Raw genomic sequence first — 19,423 nt, 5'->3', positions numbered from 1 at the left:
ATAAATAAATATTAACAAATGAAATCAAAAATAAATTTAATAAAATTCACTAAAATTTTGCTGTCATTTTCAGTTCTGATATCAATTGGATCGTGTCAGCGGGATATAAGTGAATTGCAGGAAGCTACAAATCCTACAAATGGAGATATCTTCATCGATGGATTTAGTTCAGGACTTCTTTACGCCGCATTTGGTGGATCGGTGCCAACAGCATTTGATACGGATAAAGATGTTACTTATAATAATTCCGCAATGTCAATGAAGTTCGCTGTGCCTGATTTTAATGATCCAAAAGGCGCATATGCGGGCGGCGCATTTTTCACTAATTCTGCAAGAGATCTGTCCCGTTTCAATACGCTAAGTTTTTGGATAAAAGCGACGCAACCTGCAAATATTGATATTATAGGTTTCGGTAATGATCTTGGCGCAAATAAATACCAGGCTTCTATCAGCGGGCTGCCAGTAAATACAAATTGGAAAAAAGTGTATATACCAATTCCGGATGCTGCGAAATTAACAGCAGAGAAAGGTATGTTTTTTATTTCCGAAGGACCTGAAAATAACAGAGGTTACACTTTTTGGATTGATGATTTAAAATTTGAAAATGTGGGAACAATTGGTAATGCTCAGGCATCTATTTTTAAAGGTTTGGATAAGGTTACAAATTCATTTATAGGCGTTACGAACAATGTCGATGACGTTGCTGCTATTTTTAATTTACCTGATGGCGTAAATCAGACGGTGAATGTTTCTCCAAGTTACTTTACTTTTAATACATCCACACCTGCCGTTGCAACTGTGAATAATGCGGGTTTAATAACAACAGTAGGAGCAGGAACAGCAAAAATTACTGCTAACTTAGGTAAATCTGTAGCGAAAGGAAGTTTAACAATTAATTCATCAGGTGCATTTTTATCTGCACCAAAACCCACACAAACAAGTGCAAATGTCATTTCAATTTTCAGTGATAATTATTCAAATGTGCCAGTCGATTATTATAATGGTTATTACGCGCCTTATCAAACCACACAATCTGCGGATTTTACAGTGAGCAATGATCATGTTTTAAATTATACCAATTTTAATTTTGTTGGAATTCAATTCAGTAAACCTACAATTGATGCTTCTACAATGACAAGTTTTCATATCGATATATTTTTACCACAAGCCCTGAAGCAAGGTGCAAATTTTTCAGTACAATTGATCGATTGGGGTGCAGATGGAGTTTATGGTGGAAATGATGACACTAATGCGACTAGAATTTTTTCATCACCAATTTTAGCGGGTCAAAAATGGGTGAGTTTAGATATTCCTTTTTCTTCGCTGGGTAGTTTGGTAAACAGAAAACATTTAGCTCAAATCATTTTATCGGGTACAAACATCGATAATTTTTATGCAGACAACGTATTTCTTTATAAATAAATTTTACAAAAATGAAAAAAACAATTTTATATAAATTCAGTTCAGTAATTTTTTTCACGACAGCACTTTTGGCCATAAATTCTTGCCAGAGAGAAGCTGTTCAGGATTTACCAGATCACAATTGGCAATTGGTTTGGAGTGACGAATTTGAAGGCGCTGCAGGAAGTGCGCCAGATGCAAAAAACTGGAATTTTGACATTGGAAACGGTATTTCCGGTTGGGGAAATCAAGAATTAGAATATTACACCAGTCGACCACAAAATATCTCCCAAAATGGCAGTGGTAATTTGGTTATCACGGCAAAAAGTGAGGTTTATAATGGAAGTCAGTTCACCTCTAGCAGGATTAAAACTAAAGGTTTATTTAAAACTACTTACGGTAAAGTTGAAGCAAGAATCAAAACACCGTACGGACCGGGTATTTGGCCGGCATTCTGGATGATTGGCGCAGATGAAGATACAAACAGCTGGCCTAACTGCGGTGAGATCGACATAATGGAACTTCGCGGACAAACACCAAATATGATCAACGGAACAGTCCACGGACCTGGCTATTCCGGAGGTGCTTCTATCACAAAACAATATGGTTTGCAGAATGACAGATTTGACAAAGACTTTCACAGATTCTCTGTAGAATGGTCACCAAATCAAATCGATTTTTTCGTAGACGATTATTTATACCAATGGATCACACCTGAAAAAGTAACTGGGAAATGGGTTTTTGACCATGATTTCTATCTGATTTTAAATCTAGCGGTTGGCGGAAATTATGTGGGATTTCCAACTTCTTTAACGCCGTTTCCGCAAGAGATGACGGTCGATTATATTCGTGTTTATAAATAGTTTTTAAATCTAAACTTTAGAAATTTTTGATGATTGATGCTGTTCCAAATATGACTGAGGAAAATATTTCTTCCGTGAAAATGTCTCAAATTAATATTGACAATGAAGTTTTTTTTAAAATTTCTAATGTTGATGAAATGCGTCCATTTTTCATGAGTATTGTAAGCGATTCCAATCATTGGATGTTTATTTCAAGTAACGGTGCTTTGAGCGCGGGAAGAAAAAATAGTGAATTGGCTCTTTTTCCTTATTATACAGATGATAAAATAACAGAATCTGCGGAAATTACTGGAAGCAAAACCATTATTAAAGTTTCAAAAAACGATGAGGTTTTAATTTGGGAACCTTTTTCAATTAGAAATCATTTTAAAAATATTAAAAGAAATCTGTACAAAAGTTTCTATGGAAATTCAGTAATTTTTGAAGAAATTAACGAAGATTTAGGTCTCGTTTTTAAGTACAAATGGAGCAATTCCAATGTTTATGGTTTTGTTCGCGAAACGGAATTAAAAAATATTTCAGATTTTGACATCAATGTTAGTATTTGTGATGGTTTGCAGAATATTTTGCCAGCCGGAGTCGGAAGCGATTTGCAAAATAGTACAAGTAATTTAGTTGATGCTTATAAAAGAAGTGAGTTAGATTCTGCTTCAAAAATTGGGATTTTCGCTTTGAGTGCTACAATTGTTGATAAAGCCGAACCAAATGAATCTTTAACTGCAAACATTGCTTATTCTCTGGGTTTTAAAAATTCTAAAATTTTATTGTCATCAACTCAACTTCAAAATTTTAGAGATAAGAAAGATGTTTCGCAAGAGACTGATTCCAAAGGAGAAAAAGGGGCGTATTTTATCATTTCAGATTTCAACCTTTCTGCTGATGAAACCAAAGAATGGACAATCGTTGCAAACGTAAACCAGAATATCTCAAATATTGTGAGTCTAAGTTCTGAGATTTCTGACAAAGAAAATTTAATTAAAAACATAAATTCTGATATTAAATTAGGAACAAAAAACCTTTTAAAATTAATCAATTCTGCGGACGGAATTCAGCATACTGCGGATTTGAGGGATGACACAAGATATTACTCAAACACGCTTTTCAACATAATGCGCGGTGGAATTTTTGATGATCAATACAATATTGAGAAGCAAGATTTTCTTGTTTCAATTAAAAAAAGAAATTCTAAAATTTTCACTCATTATTTCGAAGAATTAAATCAATTACCAGAAGTTTTTACAAAATTTGAACTCTCAGAATTAGTTGAAAAGTTAGGAAATGAGGATTTAAAAAGATTAAGTGTAGAATATTTACCTTTAAAATTTAGCCGTCGACACGGAGATCCTTCGCGTCCGTGGAATAAATTTTCCATTGAAACAAGAAGTGAAAAAGACGGTTCAAAAATTTTAAACTACGAAGGAAACTGGCGCGATATTTTCCAAAATTGGGAGGCTTTGGCGCACGCTTTTCCAGCGTGGCAAAACTCGATGTTGTTTAGATTTTTAAATGCTTCTACTTTTGAAGGTTATAATCCATACAGAATTATAAAAAATGGCTTCGATTGGGAAACCATTGAGCCAGATGATCCTTGGTCTTATATCGGTTATTGGGGAGATCACCAGATTATTTATCTTCTTAAATTTTTAGAATTTTCTGAAAATTATTATCCAAAATATTTGGAAGATCTTTTTCTGCAAAAATCTTTTGTTTACGCAAATGTTCCTTATAGAATCAAAAATTACCAAGAAATTTTAAAAAATCCAAAATCTACCATTGATTTTGTTCAAAAAGACGAGTTAGAAATTCATAAAAATAAAGCACTTTTAGGTGAAGATGCAACGTTGAAATTCAATCAAAAAAATGAAATTCACCACGTTACTTTTTTAGAAAAAATTCTGGCAACAACGTTAAGCAAACTTTCAAATTTTATCCCGGAAGGCGGAATTTGGATGAACACGCAACGTCCGGAATGGAACGATGCGAACAACGCTTTGGTTGGAAATGGCGTTTCTATGGTAACGCTGAATTACTTAAGCAGATTTCTAAATTTCTTTAAAACTATTTTAGAAAAATCGGAAGAAAAATCAGTTGAAATTTCTGTAGAATTAGAAGTGTTTTTTCAAAGTTTATTGGAAATATTTACCGAAAATCAATCTCTTCTTCAAAGTAAAATTACTGATGAATCCAGAAAAAAAATGATGGATTTGCTTGGAAATGCGGGAAGTAATTACAGAGAACAAATTTATAATAATGATTTTTCTGGAAATTTTAAATCCATAAAATCGTCAGAAATTTTAAAATTAATGACCGTTTCTTTGGCGTTTTTAGACAAAACAATTGATGCAAATAAAAAAGAAAATGGACTTTATCACGCGTATAATTTAGTTTCTTACATAGAAAATTCGGCAACAATTTCGCATCTAAGTGATATGCTGGAAGGTCAAGTGGCGGTTTTAAGTTCTGGTCATTTATCCGGAAATGAATCTTTGGAAGTTTTGGATGCGTTAAGAAAAAGCGATTTGTACCGACAAGATCAAAACAGTTATTTGCTTTATCCAAATAATCAAATAAAAGGTTTTTTAACTAAAAACGTAATTCCAGAAAGTGAAGTTTTTAGTTCTGATATTTTAAAAAATCATATAGAATCAGGCAATAAAACTTTAATAGAAAAAGACGTTAAAAACCATTATCATTTTAACAGCAATTTTAAAAATGCAGATGATCTAAAACAAGAATTAGAAGTTTTAAATATTGATAAAAATGAAATAATTAAAATCCTAAATATCTACGAAAACGTCTTTAATCACAAAGAATTTACCGGCAGATCTGGAACTTTTTTCGGTTATGAAGGTTTGGGTTCAATTTATTGGCACATGGTTTCAAAATTACTTTTGGCATTACAAGAAGTAACGATCAAAGCAAGAAAAGAAGGAAATTCTGCAGAAATTTTAAATCAATTAATCGATCATTACGAAGATATAAAAGATGGAATTGGCGCGCATAAATCACCGAAAAATTATGGTTCTTTTCCGACAGATCCTTATTCCCACACGCCTTTTCACCGTGGTGCGCAACAACCGGGAATGACGGGACAAGTAAAAGAAGATTTGCTTGCAAGATGGGGCGAACTGGGAATTGTGGTGGAAGGTGGTTGCGTAAAATTTGATCCTTTTTTATTGAGAAAATCAAATTTTATTGAAACTGAATCTGAAATAAAAATTACGGATGTCAACAATGGAGCAATTAATTTAAAATTGCCAGCAAAATCTATGGGTTTTACGCTTTGCCAAGTTCCTGTAGTTTATCTAATTTCAAATGAAAAGTTCATTAAGATAAAATATTCAGATCGGGAAGAGCAAATTTCTTCCAATACTTTAAATGAAAAACTAAGCGCTAAAATCTGGGAACGAACTGGTGAAATAAAAGCCATTACCGTGGGAATTTTAGAAGAACAATTGAGATAATGAAGATTTAAAAAGCAATAAAACTACAATCATTAAAAAAATTATATGGATCAAAACGCCTCTCTTACGCAAGGAAAAGTAGCAATGGGACAAAAAATTGCCTTTGGTTTTGGTATGCTCGCCAACCAAATGTTCCCCGCTGCCTTGGGGATTTTTATGGTTGTTTTGGTTCAAAATTTAGGTTTCCCAACCTGGATGTGGGGAACTTTGTTCTTTTTCCCGAGAATTTTTGATGCCTTTGTCGATCCAATTATGGGTTTTATTACGGATAATACAAGATCAGTTTGGGGTAGAAGAAGACAATATGTTTTTATTGGCGCCATCATTATGGGAATTTCTTTTTCCTTAATGTGGCAAATGACGAAAGCAGACGGCGTTAATTATAATTTTGTCTATTTTCTTTTGTGGTCTTTCGTGTTTTATTTGGGACTTTCCATTTTCAGTGTTCCTTATGTAGCGATGGGTTATGAAATGAGCGAAGATTATAATGAAAGAACCAATATTATGGCGATCGCGCAATGGATCGGTCAATGGGCGTGGGTAATTGCGCCTTGGTTTTGGGTAATAATGTATGATCCAAAATGGTTTCCATCCGGTGATGTGGCGACCAGAACTTTAGCAATTTGGGTTGGAATTTCGTGCGCACTTTTAGCCATGGTTCCTGCATTTTTTATTAAAAGTAAATCGACCGTTGACGAAACTTCGTATTCGCCATTATCTTTAAAGGGTGCAGGAAAAAGTTTGTCTGAAATATTTACAGGTTTTAAAGATGCTTTTAGTTATCCGTCTTTTAGAAAACTTTGCTTTTCTACTTTTTTAATTTTTAATGCTTTTAACACTGTTGCAGGTTTTACTTTTTTCATCATCGTTTATTATTTATTTAAAGGTAATGCAACAGACGCCGGACTTTGGCCAACATTATTTGGTTGTGTCGGTGCTTTGGCAACAACTTTTATTGTGATACCGATTGTAGCCTGGATGTCCAAAAAAATGGGTAAAAAAGATGCATTTATGCTTTCGCAAGGAATTTCCGTATTTGGTTATATTTTACTTTATTTTTTATTGGTCCCCGGGAAACCTTACCTGTTTTTATTTGCATTGCCGTTTTTCTCTTTTGGAATTGGAAGTTTATTTACCATCATGATGTCTATGACAGCCGATGTTTGTGATTTGGACGAATTGGAAACTGGCAAAAGAAGAGAAGGGATTTTTGGCGCCATTTATTGGTGGATGGTAAAATTTGGTTTCGCCATTGCAGGATTGTTAACTGGCGTAATTATGACCGTTGTAGGTTTTGTTCCAGATGCGGTAAATTCCCCGGAATCAGTTCATGGTTTAAGATTATTTTTCTCAGGATTACCAATTGCGGGAACTCTCGGCGCGATGTGGATAATGCGAAATTATGATTTAACAGAAGAAAAAGCCGTTGGAATCAGCGCACAAATAAAAGAAAGAAAAGCAGAACTAATTAATCCATCCGGATTTTCTGAAACGCTTTTGGGAGCGGGAATAAATTTTACATTTTTAAATGAAGCAGAATTAAAAGCGCAATATCCTTTTATGTCAACTTCTACAATTGATTTTAAAGCAATTTCTGCGCAGGATTTAAAAACAGAATTTCAAAAAGTATTTAATTCCGGAATGCATGGAATTTGTTTTAGCGCTTACGACGGTTTACAAAAACCTGGCGATCAAATTACAGAAGATCAAATTAGAAGAAAATTAGAAGTTTTAAAACCTCATACAAAATGGATTCGTGTTTTTTCTTGTCTAAATGGTCACGAAAATATTCCGAAAATTGCCAAAGAAATGGGTTTAAAAACCTTGGTTGGCGCCTGGATAAATGGTAAACCAGAAGAAAATGAATTAGAACTACAATCTTTATCAAAATTAATCAATGCAAATTTGGTCGATATCGCTGCCGTTGGAAATGAGGTGCTTTTCAGAAATGAATTGAGTGAAGAAACGGTAATTATTTACATCCAAAAAATTAAAAGTATCGCAAATGGAATTCCTGTTGCCTGTGTTGATGTGTATTATCAATTTATAAACAGGCCAAATTTAACCGCTGCATGTGATATAATTCTTGCTAACTGTTATCCGTTTTGGGAAGGTGTAGGAATTGATAATGCTGGATTTTCACTTCAGGAAATGTATCAAAAAACTAAAAATATTGCAAACGGAAAAAAGGTAATTATTACGGAAACCGGTTGGCCAAGTAAAGGAAATAAGGTTGGAAACGCAGAACCTTCCGCAGAAAATGTGATGAAATATTTTATTAAAATTCAAAATTGGGCGCAAAAAGAAAATGCGGAAATGCATTATTTTTCTTCCTTTGATGAGTCCTGGAAAACCAATTTTGAAGGGTCGGCTGGAAGTTTCTGGGGATTGTGGGATAATGATGAGAATTTTAAATATCAATAAAAAATTTACCAGAAGATGTCATATAGAATAGAAAAATATTTATCATTTCCTGAAGTAAATCAAGAAGATTATTTAGAAGGAAAATCTGAGGTAGAAATTAAAAATTTGTTCACAGAAATACTTCAAAATGGCGTTTATGGCTTTTGTTTTAGTTTGTATGAAGACGGACAAAAACCTGGTGACATTATTTCTGAGCAACAAGTAAGGCGAAGAATGGAGATTTTAAAACCTCATACCAATTGGGTTCGATCATTTTCCTGTATTGAAGGCAATGAATTTATACCAAAAATTGCAAAAGAATTTGGGATGAAAACCCTTGTAGGAGCGTGGCTTGGGAATGATCCGGAATTAAATAAATTAGAAATTGAAGCATTAATAAAATTGTCAAATGAAGGTTTTGTAGATATCGCAGCGGTTGGAAATGAAGTGATGTACAGAAATGATTTAAGCGAAGATGAATTATTAGATTTCATTGATAAAGTAAAACAAAATATCCCAAAAAACATTCCTGTAGGTTATGTTGATGCGTATTATGAGTTTTCAGCAAGACCGAGAATTACAGAGGTTTGTGATGTTATTTTGTGCAATTGTTATCCTTATTGGGAAGGTGCTTCGTTTGAAAATTCATTAAAATATATGAAGCAAATGTACCATCAGGCAAAAGATGCTGGAAATGGTAAAAATTCATCATTTCAGAAACGGGATGGCCAAGCAAAGGCGAAGGTTTAAAAGGTGCAAATCCATCTCATGATAATGCCTTGCAATATTTTATCAATTCTCAACTTTGGTCTTTGGATGAGGAAATACCGATGTTTTATTTCTCTTCTTTTGATGAATCCTGGAAGGTTGGCGTAGAAGGAGAAGTCGGTGCTTATTGGGGAATTTGGGATAAAAATGAAAAATTAAAATTTTAAAATCAGTCATGACAATTTTTGATAAATATCAACTTTTACCTGGAAACGCAATTTGCTATTCTGGTTTTCGTGCGGGTCAAAAACCGGGCGGGAAATATCCCTCTTATGAGGAAATTAAAGAAGATTTGAATTTACTTGGACCCTATTTTAAATATTTAAAGATTTACGATGTAGATGTGCATGCGGAAACCGTCTTGGAAGTCATTAGCAAAGAAAATTTTAATTTTAAAATAATGCTTGGAGCGTATATCGAAGCAGAAAAAAATAATGAAAACTGTCCGTGGGAAATGCCTTTTTTGTCTGATGAAAATTTAGATAAAAACAAACAAAGTAATGAAGTTAAAATTGAAAAATTAATAGATTTATCCAATTTGTATCCAACGATTATTTCATTTTTATCCGTAGGAAACGAAGCATGCGTAAGTTGGACAGATCATTTGGTTTCGCAGGAAAGTGTTGTTAATTATACAAAAATGGTTCAAAAAAATGCAAAGCAACCGGTAACTTTTTGTGAAAATTATTTGCCTTGGATCAATGAATTGCAAACTTTAGCAGAAACTGTAGATTTTATTTCAATACATTCTTATCCACTTTGGGAGCACAAAGATATTGAAGAAGCATTAGATTTCACGAAACAAAATTATTGGGAGGTAAAAAATAAATATCCTCACAAACAGATTGTGATTACAGAAGCAGGGTGGGCAACAAATGCCAATGGGAAAGGATTTCCCGCACATAATGCCAACGAAATTGCACAACAGGATTATTTTCTTGCTTTAATGAATTGGTGCAATACCGAAAGCATTTTATGCTATTATTTCGAAGCTTTCGATGAACTCTGGAAAGGTTCAGAAGATCCTCTAGAACCTGAAAAACACTGGGGTTTATTTTATGAAAACCGATCGCCAAAGCAGGCGGTCAATGATAATACTATTTTAAAATTAAATTATGTTTAAGCCTTTATTTTTTAGATTATTTTTTGTCAGTATATGCATTTCTATTTTTGGGAAAGCACAAGTAGATGTTGTTTATCAAGACCTGGTTTTCTCGGACGAATTTAATGTAAACGGTGCTGTTGATAACGGTAAAAGGTTTCACCAAACTTAAATTCCTACATCTACTGGTTGGTATAATGGTGAATTACAGCATTATACAAATCTACAGGAAAACAGTAATGTAGTTTCGGGCGTTCTTAATTTAGTTGCTAAAAAGAAAACTTATACAGATCAAGGTGTAACAAAAGATTATACGTCTGCAAGATTAAATTCTAAATTTTCTTTTAAATATGGCAGAGTCGATATCCGTGCAAAAGTACCTGTTGATAAAGGATCATGGCCAGCACTTTGGCTGCTCGGAAAAAATGTCAACGAACCCGGAGGTTATTACAATGCAGATTTTGGTACATCAAATTGGCCCGCGTGTGGAGAAATTGATATGATGGAATACGGTATTTTCAGTGGAAAACCAGCAAACTACATCCAAAGTACTTTGCATACACCATCTTCTTCAGGAAGTTCTGTAAACCACGGAAGTACAATTGCCGATAGTGATATACAATCAAATTATCATATTTATTCTTTGAACTGGTCACCCAATCAGATCACTTTTTTACTGGATGGCGTTGCTTATTATACGTATAATCCTTCTGTAAAAAATGCCTCTACCTGGCCTTTTGATAAAGAACAGTATTTACTTTTAAATATAGCAATGGGTGGAGTAGCAGGTGCAGTTCCGGCAAATTTTTTGGAAACTGCAATGCAGATCGACTATGTGCGGGTTTATCAAAATACAGCGCCCGACACTGAATCTCCAACTCTTTTCACTGCTAAAACGGGTAATATATCAAATAATTCAATAGAGCTTTTGTTAAATGCAACAGATAATTTAGGTACTTTAAATTATAAAATTTCCTATAATGGAATTGAAAATAACATAACTGGCGCATCTGGAGTAGATAAATCTGTAATTATAAATAATCTTGCACCAAATACAACCTATAATTTTGTAGTTTCAGCATCGGATAGTGCTGGAAATAGTGCTGCAAACAGTCCACTAAGTATTAGTGCAAAAACAACAAACAGCACAAGTACAGATTGCGCAGGAACGAGTGCTGTTGCGAGTCAGGGATCATTTAGCATCGGCTATAATTATCAGTTTCAAACAATAGGGAATGATGTGAAATTTACATTTAAATTACTGGATACTGACAAAAGTGGTGTGGTTGCTTATCTTTTTAGGGAAAATCCGTTTCAGGAAACGCCCATGAATGCTTTAGGAAATAATACTTTTACACAAACAGTCTCGAATCAGACTTTATACTCTACCATTAGCTACGCAGTAAAATTCGCTTTCGCAGGGGGACTTTCTGTTACAAAGTATTATCAGTATGTAGTAGGTAGTAATTGCGTCCTTGGAACGTCTGAATTATTTTACAAAGGTGCTAAAATTTATCCAAATCCTGTAAAGAACGTACTTCACATAGATTTAGAATCTGCAGAAAATGATATTACACTAGCTGATCAAAGTGGTAAAGTAATTTTAAATAAGAAAGCAGGTAGGAGTTTCACAGTTGACTTAGCATCATATCCAGCAGGTCTTTATTATCTCACAGTTAAAAATTTAAATAAAACAGAAACGCTCAAGGTAATTAAAGAATGAAAGTTTAAAACCGAAACAATCCACTATCTATACATTATATATACAAGTTCGTATTTTGCTGTATTACAATAATTTAATTGGGGCAAGTTGTTATATTTGAGAACCAATTTTTTAAAAATCATAATCAATTCAAAAATCAAAATAAATAAATAATATTAACTTAAATTTTAAAAATGAAAACAAAATTTCTATCTCTTTTAATCGCAGTTTTTGCTTTTGCCATTGGCTCTGCGCAGGAACTCGTAACGAACGGAAACTTTAATGCAGGAGGTACCGGATGGTCTGGTAATGCATTAAATGTAGTAACTGTTGGCGGCAACAGTTATAATGAAGCTAATGTTGCAGCTGCTGGAAATGCCTACGATTCAAATTTAAGCTATGTTCTTCCATTAACGGGAGGCACAAAATACACGCTTACATTTGATTCATGGTCAACAGCGCCCAGAGCTTTTATTGTTGGATTAGGATTAAATCATGATCCTTATACTTCTGTAACTACAACTCAAAATATTACAGCTACCCAAACTACTTATACGATGAACTTTACACCTACAGTTACTGATACTAACAGTAGAATAATTTTTGATATGGGAGCTCAAACAGGGATTGTAAGAATTGATAATGTTTCTTTAAAAGTTTTTGTAGCAGATCCAACTACAGATGCAACTTTAACTGACTTAAAAGTAAATGGAACTTCAATTATTGGTTTTAGTCCAGATACAACTACTTATACGTACAGTTTGCCAACTGGCACTACAACAATTCCACAAATTACATCTGTCACAAAAAGTAATGTTGCGGCGTCTGCTGCTATCGTTCAAGCAACTGCTTTGCCGGGAACTGCAACTGTAAATGTTACCGCTGTAGATGGATCAACAATGAAAACGTACACTGTAAATTACATTTTATCAGGTCCTGCTACACCAGCTCCAACACCGCCAGCAAGAAATGCGGCAGATGTAGTTTCACTTTTCAGCGATGCTTATACGCCAATTGTTGTAAATAGTCAGGATGCAGGATATTGTGGAGCAAACTCAATTGAAAATATTCAGGTTGCAGGTGACAATATTAGAAGATGGACAGGTAACGCTTGTCAGGGTATAGACTTTTCCGGGGCAGGTAACCACAAGAATTTATCCGCATTTGATCACCTTCACATCGATTTTTATACAGAAGATGTGAGTTTAGTTGGACGTGTATTCAATCTTAAATTAGTAAATTTTGCAGGTGGCGCGGGAGAATCTTCCTCATTACAGGTAAATATTAATGACGGAACAAATCCTGGTATTACTAAATTAGGTTCATGGATATCTATCGATATTCCAATCACTGCAGTTGGAGGTCTTGTTGCTGGTTCTGTAACAAGAGATGATATCGCGCAAGCAGTAATTTCCAGTAATTTGGGGAAATTATGGTATGACAACTTTTATGTTTACAAAGGATCGCCTTTGGCAACGGGAGAAGTTTCCGCAAAAAACAATTTACAGGTATATCCAAATCCTGTAGCTGCTAATTCAAACTTTAATATTACAGGTAAAGTTAAATCTGTAAAGGTTTACAGTATGAATGGACAGGTTGTAAAAACTTCCTCTTCTTCACAAATTAGTACTCAGGGAATGGCAAAAGGTATTTATATCGTAGAAGCAATACAGGAAGATGGTTCTGTAAAACGTTCAAAACTGATCGTAAAATAAATTAACAATTTTCTAAATAATAAAGCTGTCTGATTTTTTCAGGCAGCTTTATTTATTTAATTATCTTTAGACGTGAAAAAATTAATCCTATTATCTATTATTTTCTTAAGCACATTCGTTCATGCTCAAAGTATTGAAGTGAAAGGTGTTCCATTAATAGAAAATTTTGTGCCTGCGCAATACAAAAATGCGGGTAAAATCTGGGATATTAATTCTGCAAAAAATGGCATTCTCTACTTTGCTGCAGATTTGGGACTTTTAGAATTCGACGGTAAAAAATGGCAGCTTTTTAAAGGAAGTAAAGGTTTCACGCGTTCACTTTTAGTGGAAAACGATTCAACTATTTATACAGGCTCAGATGTTGACTTTGGAATTTGGAAAAAAGATAAATTTAATAGATTTAACTACCGTTCTCTTTATTCTAAAAAGAATAAATCTGCTAATGAATATGAAGAATTTTGGGGTGTTTATAAAAGTTCAGATCAAATAATTTTCGCTTCTCATGAAAATATTTACATTCAAAAAAACAGTAAATTATCTTTGATCAAAGCTCCTTCTAAGTTTTACGCCAGTTTTGAAGATGCAGGTAAGATCTACTTTGCGGATGAAAATAAGGGGTTATTTCTACTTGATAATGACAAATTAAGATTACTGTTCGCCTATCCGGAAAATAAAAATCTGCAGATAGTAGGCGTTAGTACAATAGAAAATAAATTAATTGTAGTAACCAGAAGTGATGGGCTTTTTACTTTCGCAAATAATAAATTGACAGAGGTTCACAACTCTTTATCAGACAAACTTAAAATTGAAAAAATCTTTAGCTTTAAAAAAATAAATAATTCACTTTTGACCTTTGGAACTATTATAAATGGTCTTTATATTACAGATCTTCAAGATGATATTCTGCATCATATTGATAAAAAGAAAGGCTTAGCAAATAATACAATTTTAAATTTAGAATGTGATAATGTAGGAAGTTTGTGGTGTGCGATGGATTTTGGTTTAAGTAAAATTAATTTACAAAATAATCTGTCTTACTTTTTTGATAATACGGGGAATTTTGGCTCGGCAACTAGCGCTGTAATCTGGCAAAATAAATTCTATCTTGGAACAAACCAAGGACTTTATATTTCTGATTGGAAAAATTTGGATGACTCTCAACCTTTAAATCAATTCAAGTTAATTCCTGGTTCTGAGGGACAGGTTTGGAGTTTGCAAAATATTAAAGGAGATTTACTGATAGGCCACGACCAGGGTTTGTTTCAAATAAGCGGTGAAAAATTTGAAAAAATAGATGCGCACCACGGTGTCTGGACAATGAATTTTTTAAAGGATAATTATCTTTTGACAGGAAATTATAATGGAATATCAGTTTTTAAAAAAATTAATAATATTTGGCAATTTCAAAAAAAATTAAATGGAATTGGTGGATCCTGTAATCAGATCGTTCTTCAAAATGATAACAAGCTTTGGGTAAATGTTCCAAATTACGGCATTATAAAAACTGATCTTGATGATCATCTAAATACATCAAACATCAAAACTTTTGTCACAGAAGACTTTGAGGGAAATAATTTTAATCTTTACCAAAAAAACAATAAGATTCATGTTCAGACAAACTTAAAAGATTACGTCTTTGATGATAAAACAAATAAATTTAATTCAAGTTATATACAGCAGAATTTAAATAATGAAAATCAACTTCTTAATCCCTTTAAAATTCCGGTTTCTATTTCGAAAGACTATCTTTTTCACTGTATTGACAACGGTTTTGCATTAGAAAAAGTTTATGCGAAAAAGACTGATGAATATTTTAATCCAACACTTTTCCGGAGTTTGGAAATTTTTAATAATTCTGAGCGGAAGAGCATTTCTTTAGATACAAAAATCGATTATGACTTTAATAATGTACGTCTCAATTTTATAGTACCGCAAACTGAAAATGCGGTTTTTCAGTATAGATTTGGTGGCGATAAAAAGTGGAGTTTTTGGACGGCAAATGACCAGTTTGTTTTTTTAAACTTAAAAGAAGGAAAATACGACTTTTATGTAAGAGCAAAAATTAAAAACCATATTAATGACGTTGTGAAAATTAGTTTTATTATCGCCGCGCCATTTTATAGGAGTTGGTATGCTTACCTATTTTACTTGCTATTAGCCATTTTAGCATTTATCCTTTACAGAAAGAGGGAAGAACGATTGCTTGCCAATCAGAAGAAAGTTTTGCTGGCAAGACAGCAAAAAAAATTAGAAAAACAATCTGAAAAATTTCAACAGGAAAAGGCTTTTAACGAACAAATTCAACTGGAAAAAGAAAAATTTCAGCTTCAGCAGCAGGTAAAAGATAAAACCATAGAGCTTGCGATAAAGGCAAAAGAAGATGATGATAAAACGCGAATGCTTGTGATCATAAAAGAAAAACTGGAAGACGCTCAAAGTAATCCGTCACAAAATGGAATTCGCCAAAAAGAAATCAAACGTCTTTTAGAATCCTCGTTAAAAGCAGAAGATCATACTTTTGAGATACAGATGGATGAGTTACATCAAAATTTCTTTAAACAATTACAGAACGCACATCCCGTGCTTTCAATTTATGATTTGCGTTTATGTGCTTATCTTAAAACAGGTCTAAATACTCAGGAGATTTCTGAAATATTGGGAGTTTTGCCTTCAAGTTTGTATGTGAAGCGTTCCAGACTTCATAAAAAATTAGATTTAGGACCCGACGATGACTTGTATGTTTTTTTGAATAATTTTTAAGATGTAAAACATTTTTTACTGTAAAATTTTGCAATTTCAATTAAGGTTAGAAAAATTACTCAGATCCAATGGTTAAAAATCTTATTAAGATTATAAAATATGATTAAATTTATTTGGTTAAATTTAAAAAATCAAAAAACGCACTGAAAATCAGCGCGTTTATAAATAAATTGTAGACCCACAGGGAATGCAACACCTTATTTACCTTAAATTATAACAAATTACTAATTTCTCTTTATTTTTCATAAACCCTCTATTAATGGTTATTTAGAATCAATTATAAATATTTTGTAGTAAGATGAGGTAAGGTTAATTAAGATTAAAATACAAATCGGCTGACTAAATGCTGACTAGATTAATTTTAATGTGTATCTTTGATTTGTTCAAATCTTACATTATGGCTACATTAAAATTTATCTTGCAATCCAAGAATGGAAACGCACCTATTTACGCAAGGTTATCAGTTTCCAAATTCCAAACCATTAAACGCAAAACAAGGGAAACAATAAATCCCGATAAGTGGGAAGCAAAAAAGGGCGCACCGAAAAATATAAAATCGGGCACGGCTGAAACTATTAAAGATTTAGAAAATTTAAAACAAAAATTATCGGCAATAGAAAGTTTTGTTTTGAATGCCTATAATCAAAGAAATGAAACCGAAATAATAAACGGGGATTGGTTAAGTGAAATATTAGAAGCATTTTATAATGGTGGGCGAAAAATTGAAAAATTAGATTTTCTTCCTAACTATTTAGATTATTACGAAACCTATATTTTACCATTCAGAAAATACAAAGGTTCACCCATAGCATACCGAACCAAACAAAAACAGATTACCATTATTTCTAAACTTAAATCTTTTTTGCAGACGTTAAATAAAAACGTTCGTGTTTCGGATTACGGGGAATCGATGGGAAACGAATTTGTAACCTATTTACGAATAGTAGATAATCTCAACGAAAATACCGTAGGAAAATATTTAAAGTATTCTAAAACCATCATTAAAGATGCTTATAAAATAGATATTCAAACCAACTCAAACATTGACCAAATAAAAGGTTTTACCGTAGAAACCCCAACCGTTATTTTTACGCCCGAAGAACTTGAAACAATCCAAAAACTAATTTTTTTAAATGTAAAATGGGAAATTACACGTGACTGGTTGATAATAGGATGCTATACGGGTCAGCGTGCGGGAGATTTATTTAGTATGAAAAAAGAAATGATTACCAAAGACCAAAACGAGCGGGAATTTATAAACTTAACACAGGCAAAAGTAAAGGCACGGGTAAAAATACCAATTGGTAAGGAAGTAAAAAAGATTTTAGAAAAATATAAAGGAAATTTCCCACCCGTTTATTCTCAAAGTTTAGAAAGTAATAAAACCATTTTTAACAAATATCTAAAACAGATTACCGAACGGGCGGGAATTGATAGATTAGACAAAGGGCGTATTTATGACAAGGAGCAGAAAAAATATATTTTTGGGATGTATCCACTTCACAAATTAGTTTCTTCGCATTTATGTCGCAGAACTTTTGCAACAATGTATTACGGTAAAATAGCAACACCAATAATAATGAGTGTTACCAAACATAAGACCGAAACAGAATTTCTAAAATATATCGGTAAAGACAGTGACGAATTAACCTCGCAAATGTTTGATTATTGGGATAAACTGGAAACCGAAAAAACGGAACAGGAAAACAAAGAATTAAAAAACGTTAATTAATATTTGTAACTAATTTGTTACATTTGCATTATATTTGATATGAGAAAAGTAGATTTTACCGATGAGGTTTTAGAATTTATAAACGGTGCAGACCCGAACGTAAAAATAAAAATAGATTACATTTTAGACGTCCTTATAAATCAATCGGTAATAAATACCAAAATAGCAAAGAAACTGGTTAATACCTATCTGTACGAAATTAGAATACAGGTAAATAATGAATACAGGATTTTATGTTTTTGTATAGATACTGAGAATATAACACAGGCAAAAGAAATTTTATTTATAAATGCATTTCTTAAAAAATCTACAAAGGATTACGATAAACAAATAAAAAAGGCAATTAAAATATTAGAACAATGGAACGACCAAAACTAAATTTAGAAAAACTAAAAAAGGAAACCCACAGCGCAAACGACTATTTAAATAAGGAACACGGAAAAATAGGAACACCCGAACGTGCAGAATTTAGCGCAAAGGCATTATCTTACTATTACGGGGAATTGATAAAAGAAAGCCGTAAAGAGCAGAAATTAACCCAAAAGGATTTGGCGCAAAAAGTAGGAAAAGAGCGGGAATACATAGCCAAAATAGAACAGGGCAAAACCGATATGCAGATTTCTAATTTTGTGCAGATTATTAATGCATTGGGTTTGAGTTTGCAGATAGCGTAAAATAAAATTTTTAAAATAAACTAAAAAATATGAAAAAATATTTACTTATCGTAGTGGTATTTGTAGGAGTATTCGCAAATGCACAATCAAATAAGATAGTTGTCGAAATTGATAGAAGTAATCAATATCTTTATGAGAGTACTTATAACAGAATAAAGGCTGATCAATACAAAAAACAGAGTGCAGACAAACTTAAAAATTTTGCAGATCGATATTTTGAAAATTTAGAAACAATTGCTACCAATTTACTTAAAAGTGGTGCAGACTATAATGCTGTGAATATAGAGGTTAAAAGATTAAAATTATTTGGAGATGAGATTATTAAGTTAGCCCCATATCTTGAAAGTGATCAATTGACGGTAGAACAGGTAGAATATACCGTAAAAAGGGCTAATCAAGAGTTAAATCATTCATATCAAGTTGGTGTTCTGAAACAATTAATGAAAGAAGTGTCAATTACTAAAGCCATCAACACTTTCACATATGAACAAATTTTACAAACAATTAAATACATGTCTGGTATAAATGAAAAAGAATTAAAGGAAAATTTTAGACCAAATGACAATTTAACTTATGAACTCTTTGTTAAGAATGTTTTGAAAGAACTCATGATGAAAAAAATTGATTAGTATGAGTTTATCGAAGTAAATACAATTATAGCGGAACTTATTGTCTATTTAGAATATCTGCAAATGAGTTTACTAACAGTTTTAGTTAGAATTATGAATTTAGAGTTACTTCTAATTAGAATTTAACCCTTAACTCAATGCAGATTTTTCGTAAAATAGTTTCTGCCTTAAACTAAATCCCGATTTTATTTTTATTAGAATATAGTAGTG

13 protein-coding genes and 1 pseudogene are annotated in these 19,423 nt (G+C 32.7%); all 14 read left to right on the top strand.

Features of this window, described 5'->3' with window-relative positions:
* The first annotated feature begins 18 nt into the window (after positions 1-18).
* The 14 genes and pseudogenes from BM238_RS07685 to BM238_RS07625 all read left to right on the top strand — a co-directional run bounded on the left by BM238_RS07685 (position 19) and on the right by BM238_RS07625 (position 19,213).
* Complete coding sequence (locus tag BM238_RS07685; protein ID WP_090079605.1) at positions 19-1,422, top strand: Ig-like domain-containing protein; 1,404 nt, start codon at positions 19-21, stop codon at positions 1,420-1,422.
* A gap of 11 nt (positions 1,423-1,433) precedes the next feature.
* On the top strand, positions 1,434-2,264 hold the full coding sequence (locus tag BM238_RS07680; protein WP_090079604.1) for a glycoside hydrolase family 16 protein: 831 nt from the start codon (positions 1,434-1,436) through the stop codon (positions 2,262-2,264).
* Between the two features lie 29 nt (positions 2,265-2,293).
* Positions 2,294-5,728 (top strand): hypothetical protein, encoded by a 3,435-nt coding sequence (locus BM238_RS07675; RefSeq protein ID WP_090079603.1) that lies wholly within the window; start codon positions 2,294-2,296, stop codon positions 5,726-5,728.
* Positions 5,729-5,773: 45 nt separating this feature from the next.
* On the top strand, positions 5,774-8,152 hold the full coding sequence (locus tag BM238_RS07670) for an MFS transporter (RefSeq protein WP_221404929.1): 2,379 nt from the start codon (positions 5,774-5,776) through the stop codon (positions 8,150-8,152).
* Between the two features lie 15 nt (positions 8,153-8,167).
* Positions 8,168-9,066, top strand: a pseudogene (locus BM238_RS07665) (glycoside hydrolase family 17 protein).
* Between the two features lie 8 nt (positions 9,067-9,074).
* A complete protein-coding gene (locus BM238_RS07660) occupies positions 9,075-10,022 on the top strand; it encodes a glycoside hydrolase family 17 protein (RefSeq protein WP_090079602.1) in 948 nt (315 codons plus the stop codon).
* Entirely contained in the window at positions 10,015-10,173 is a 159-nt protein-coding gene (locus BM238_RS14405; RefSeq protein WP_177205441.1) for a hypothetical protein, read from the top strand. Before BM238_RS07660 ends, BM238_RS14405 begins: the two co-directional genes overlap by 8 nt.
* On the top strand, positions 10,174-11,724 hold the full coding sequence (locus tag BM238_RS07655; RefSeq protein WP_233741940.1) for a family 16 glycosylhydrolase: 1,551 nt from the start codon (positions 10,174-10,176) through the stop codon (positions 11,722-11,724).
* A gap of 173 nt (positions 11,725-11,897) precedes the next feature.
* A complete protein-coding gene (locus tag BM238_RS07650; protein ID WP_090079600.1) occupies positions 11,898-13,418 on the top strand; it encodes a T9SS type A sorting domain-containing protein in 1,521 nt (506 codons plus the stop codon).
* A gap of 72 nt (positions 13,419-13,490) precedes the next feature.
* Entirely contained in the window at positions 13,491-16,178 is a 2,688-nt protein-coding gene (locus BM238_RS07645; protein ID WP_143093367.1) for a helix-turn-helix and ligand-binding sensor domain-containing protein, read from the top strand.
* Positions 16,179-16,575: 397 nt separating this feature from the next.
* Positions 16,576-17,910 (top strand): phage integrase SAM-like domain-containing protein, encoded by a 1,335-nt coding sequence (locus BM238_RS07640; RefSeq protein ID WP_090079598.1) that lies wholly within the window; start codon positions 16,576-16,578, stop codon positions 17,908-17,910.
* A 39-nt stretch (positions 17,911-17,949) separates the two neighbouring features.
* The gene (locus tag BM238_RS07635; protein WP_090079597.1) at positions 17,950-18,288 is read left to right on the top strand and encodes a type II toxin-antitoxin system RelE/ParE family toxin; all 339 of its coding nucleotides are present in this window, start codon (positions 17,950-17,952) and stop codon (positions 18,286-18,288) included.
* Positions 18,270-18,584, top strand: coding sequence for a helix-turn-helix domain-containing protein (locus BM238_RS07630; RefSeq protein WP_090079596.1), 315 nt, complete (start codon positions 18,270-18,272; stop codon positions 18,582-18,584). Before BM238_RS07635 ends, BM238_RS07630 begins: the two co-directional genes overlap by 19 nt.
* Positions 18,585-18,613: 29 nt before the next feature.
* On the top strand, positions 18,614-19,213 hold the full coding sequence (locus BM238_RS07625) for a hypothetical protein (RefSeq protein WP_090079595.1): 600 nt from the start codon (positions 18,614-18,616) through the stop codon (positions 19,211-19,213).
* Positions 19,214-19,423 lie beyond the last annotated feature (210 nt).

It is taken from the genome of Halpernia frigidisoli (assembly GCF_900113805.1).
Classification (GTDB): Bacteria; Bacteroidota; Bacteroidia; order Flavobacteriales; family Weeksellaceae; genus Halpernia; species Halpernia frigidisoli.
This window is presented reverse-complemented; position numbering and strand designations above follow the sequence as displayed.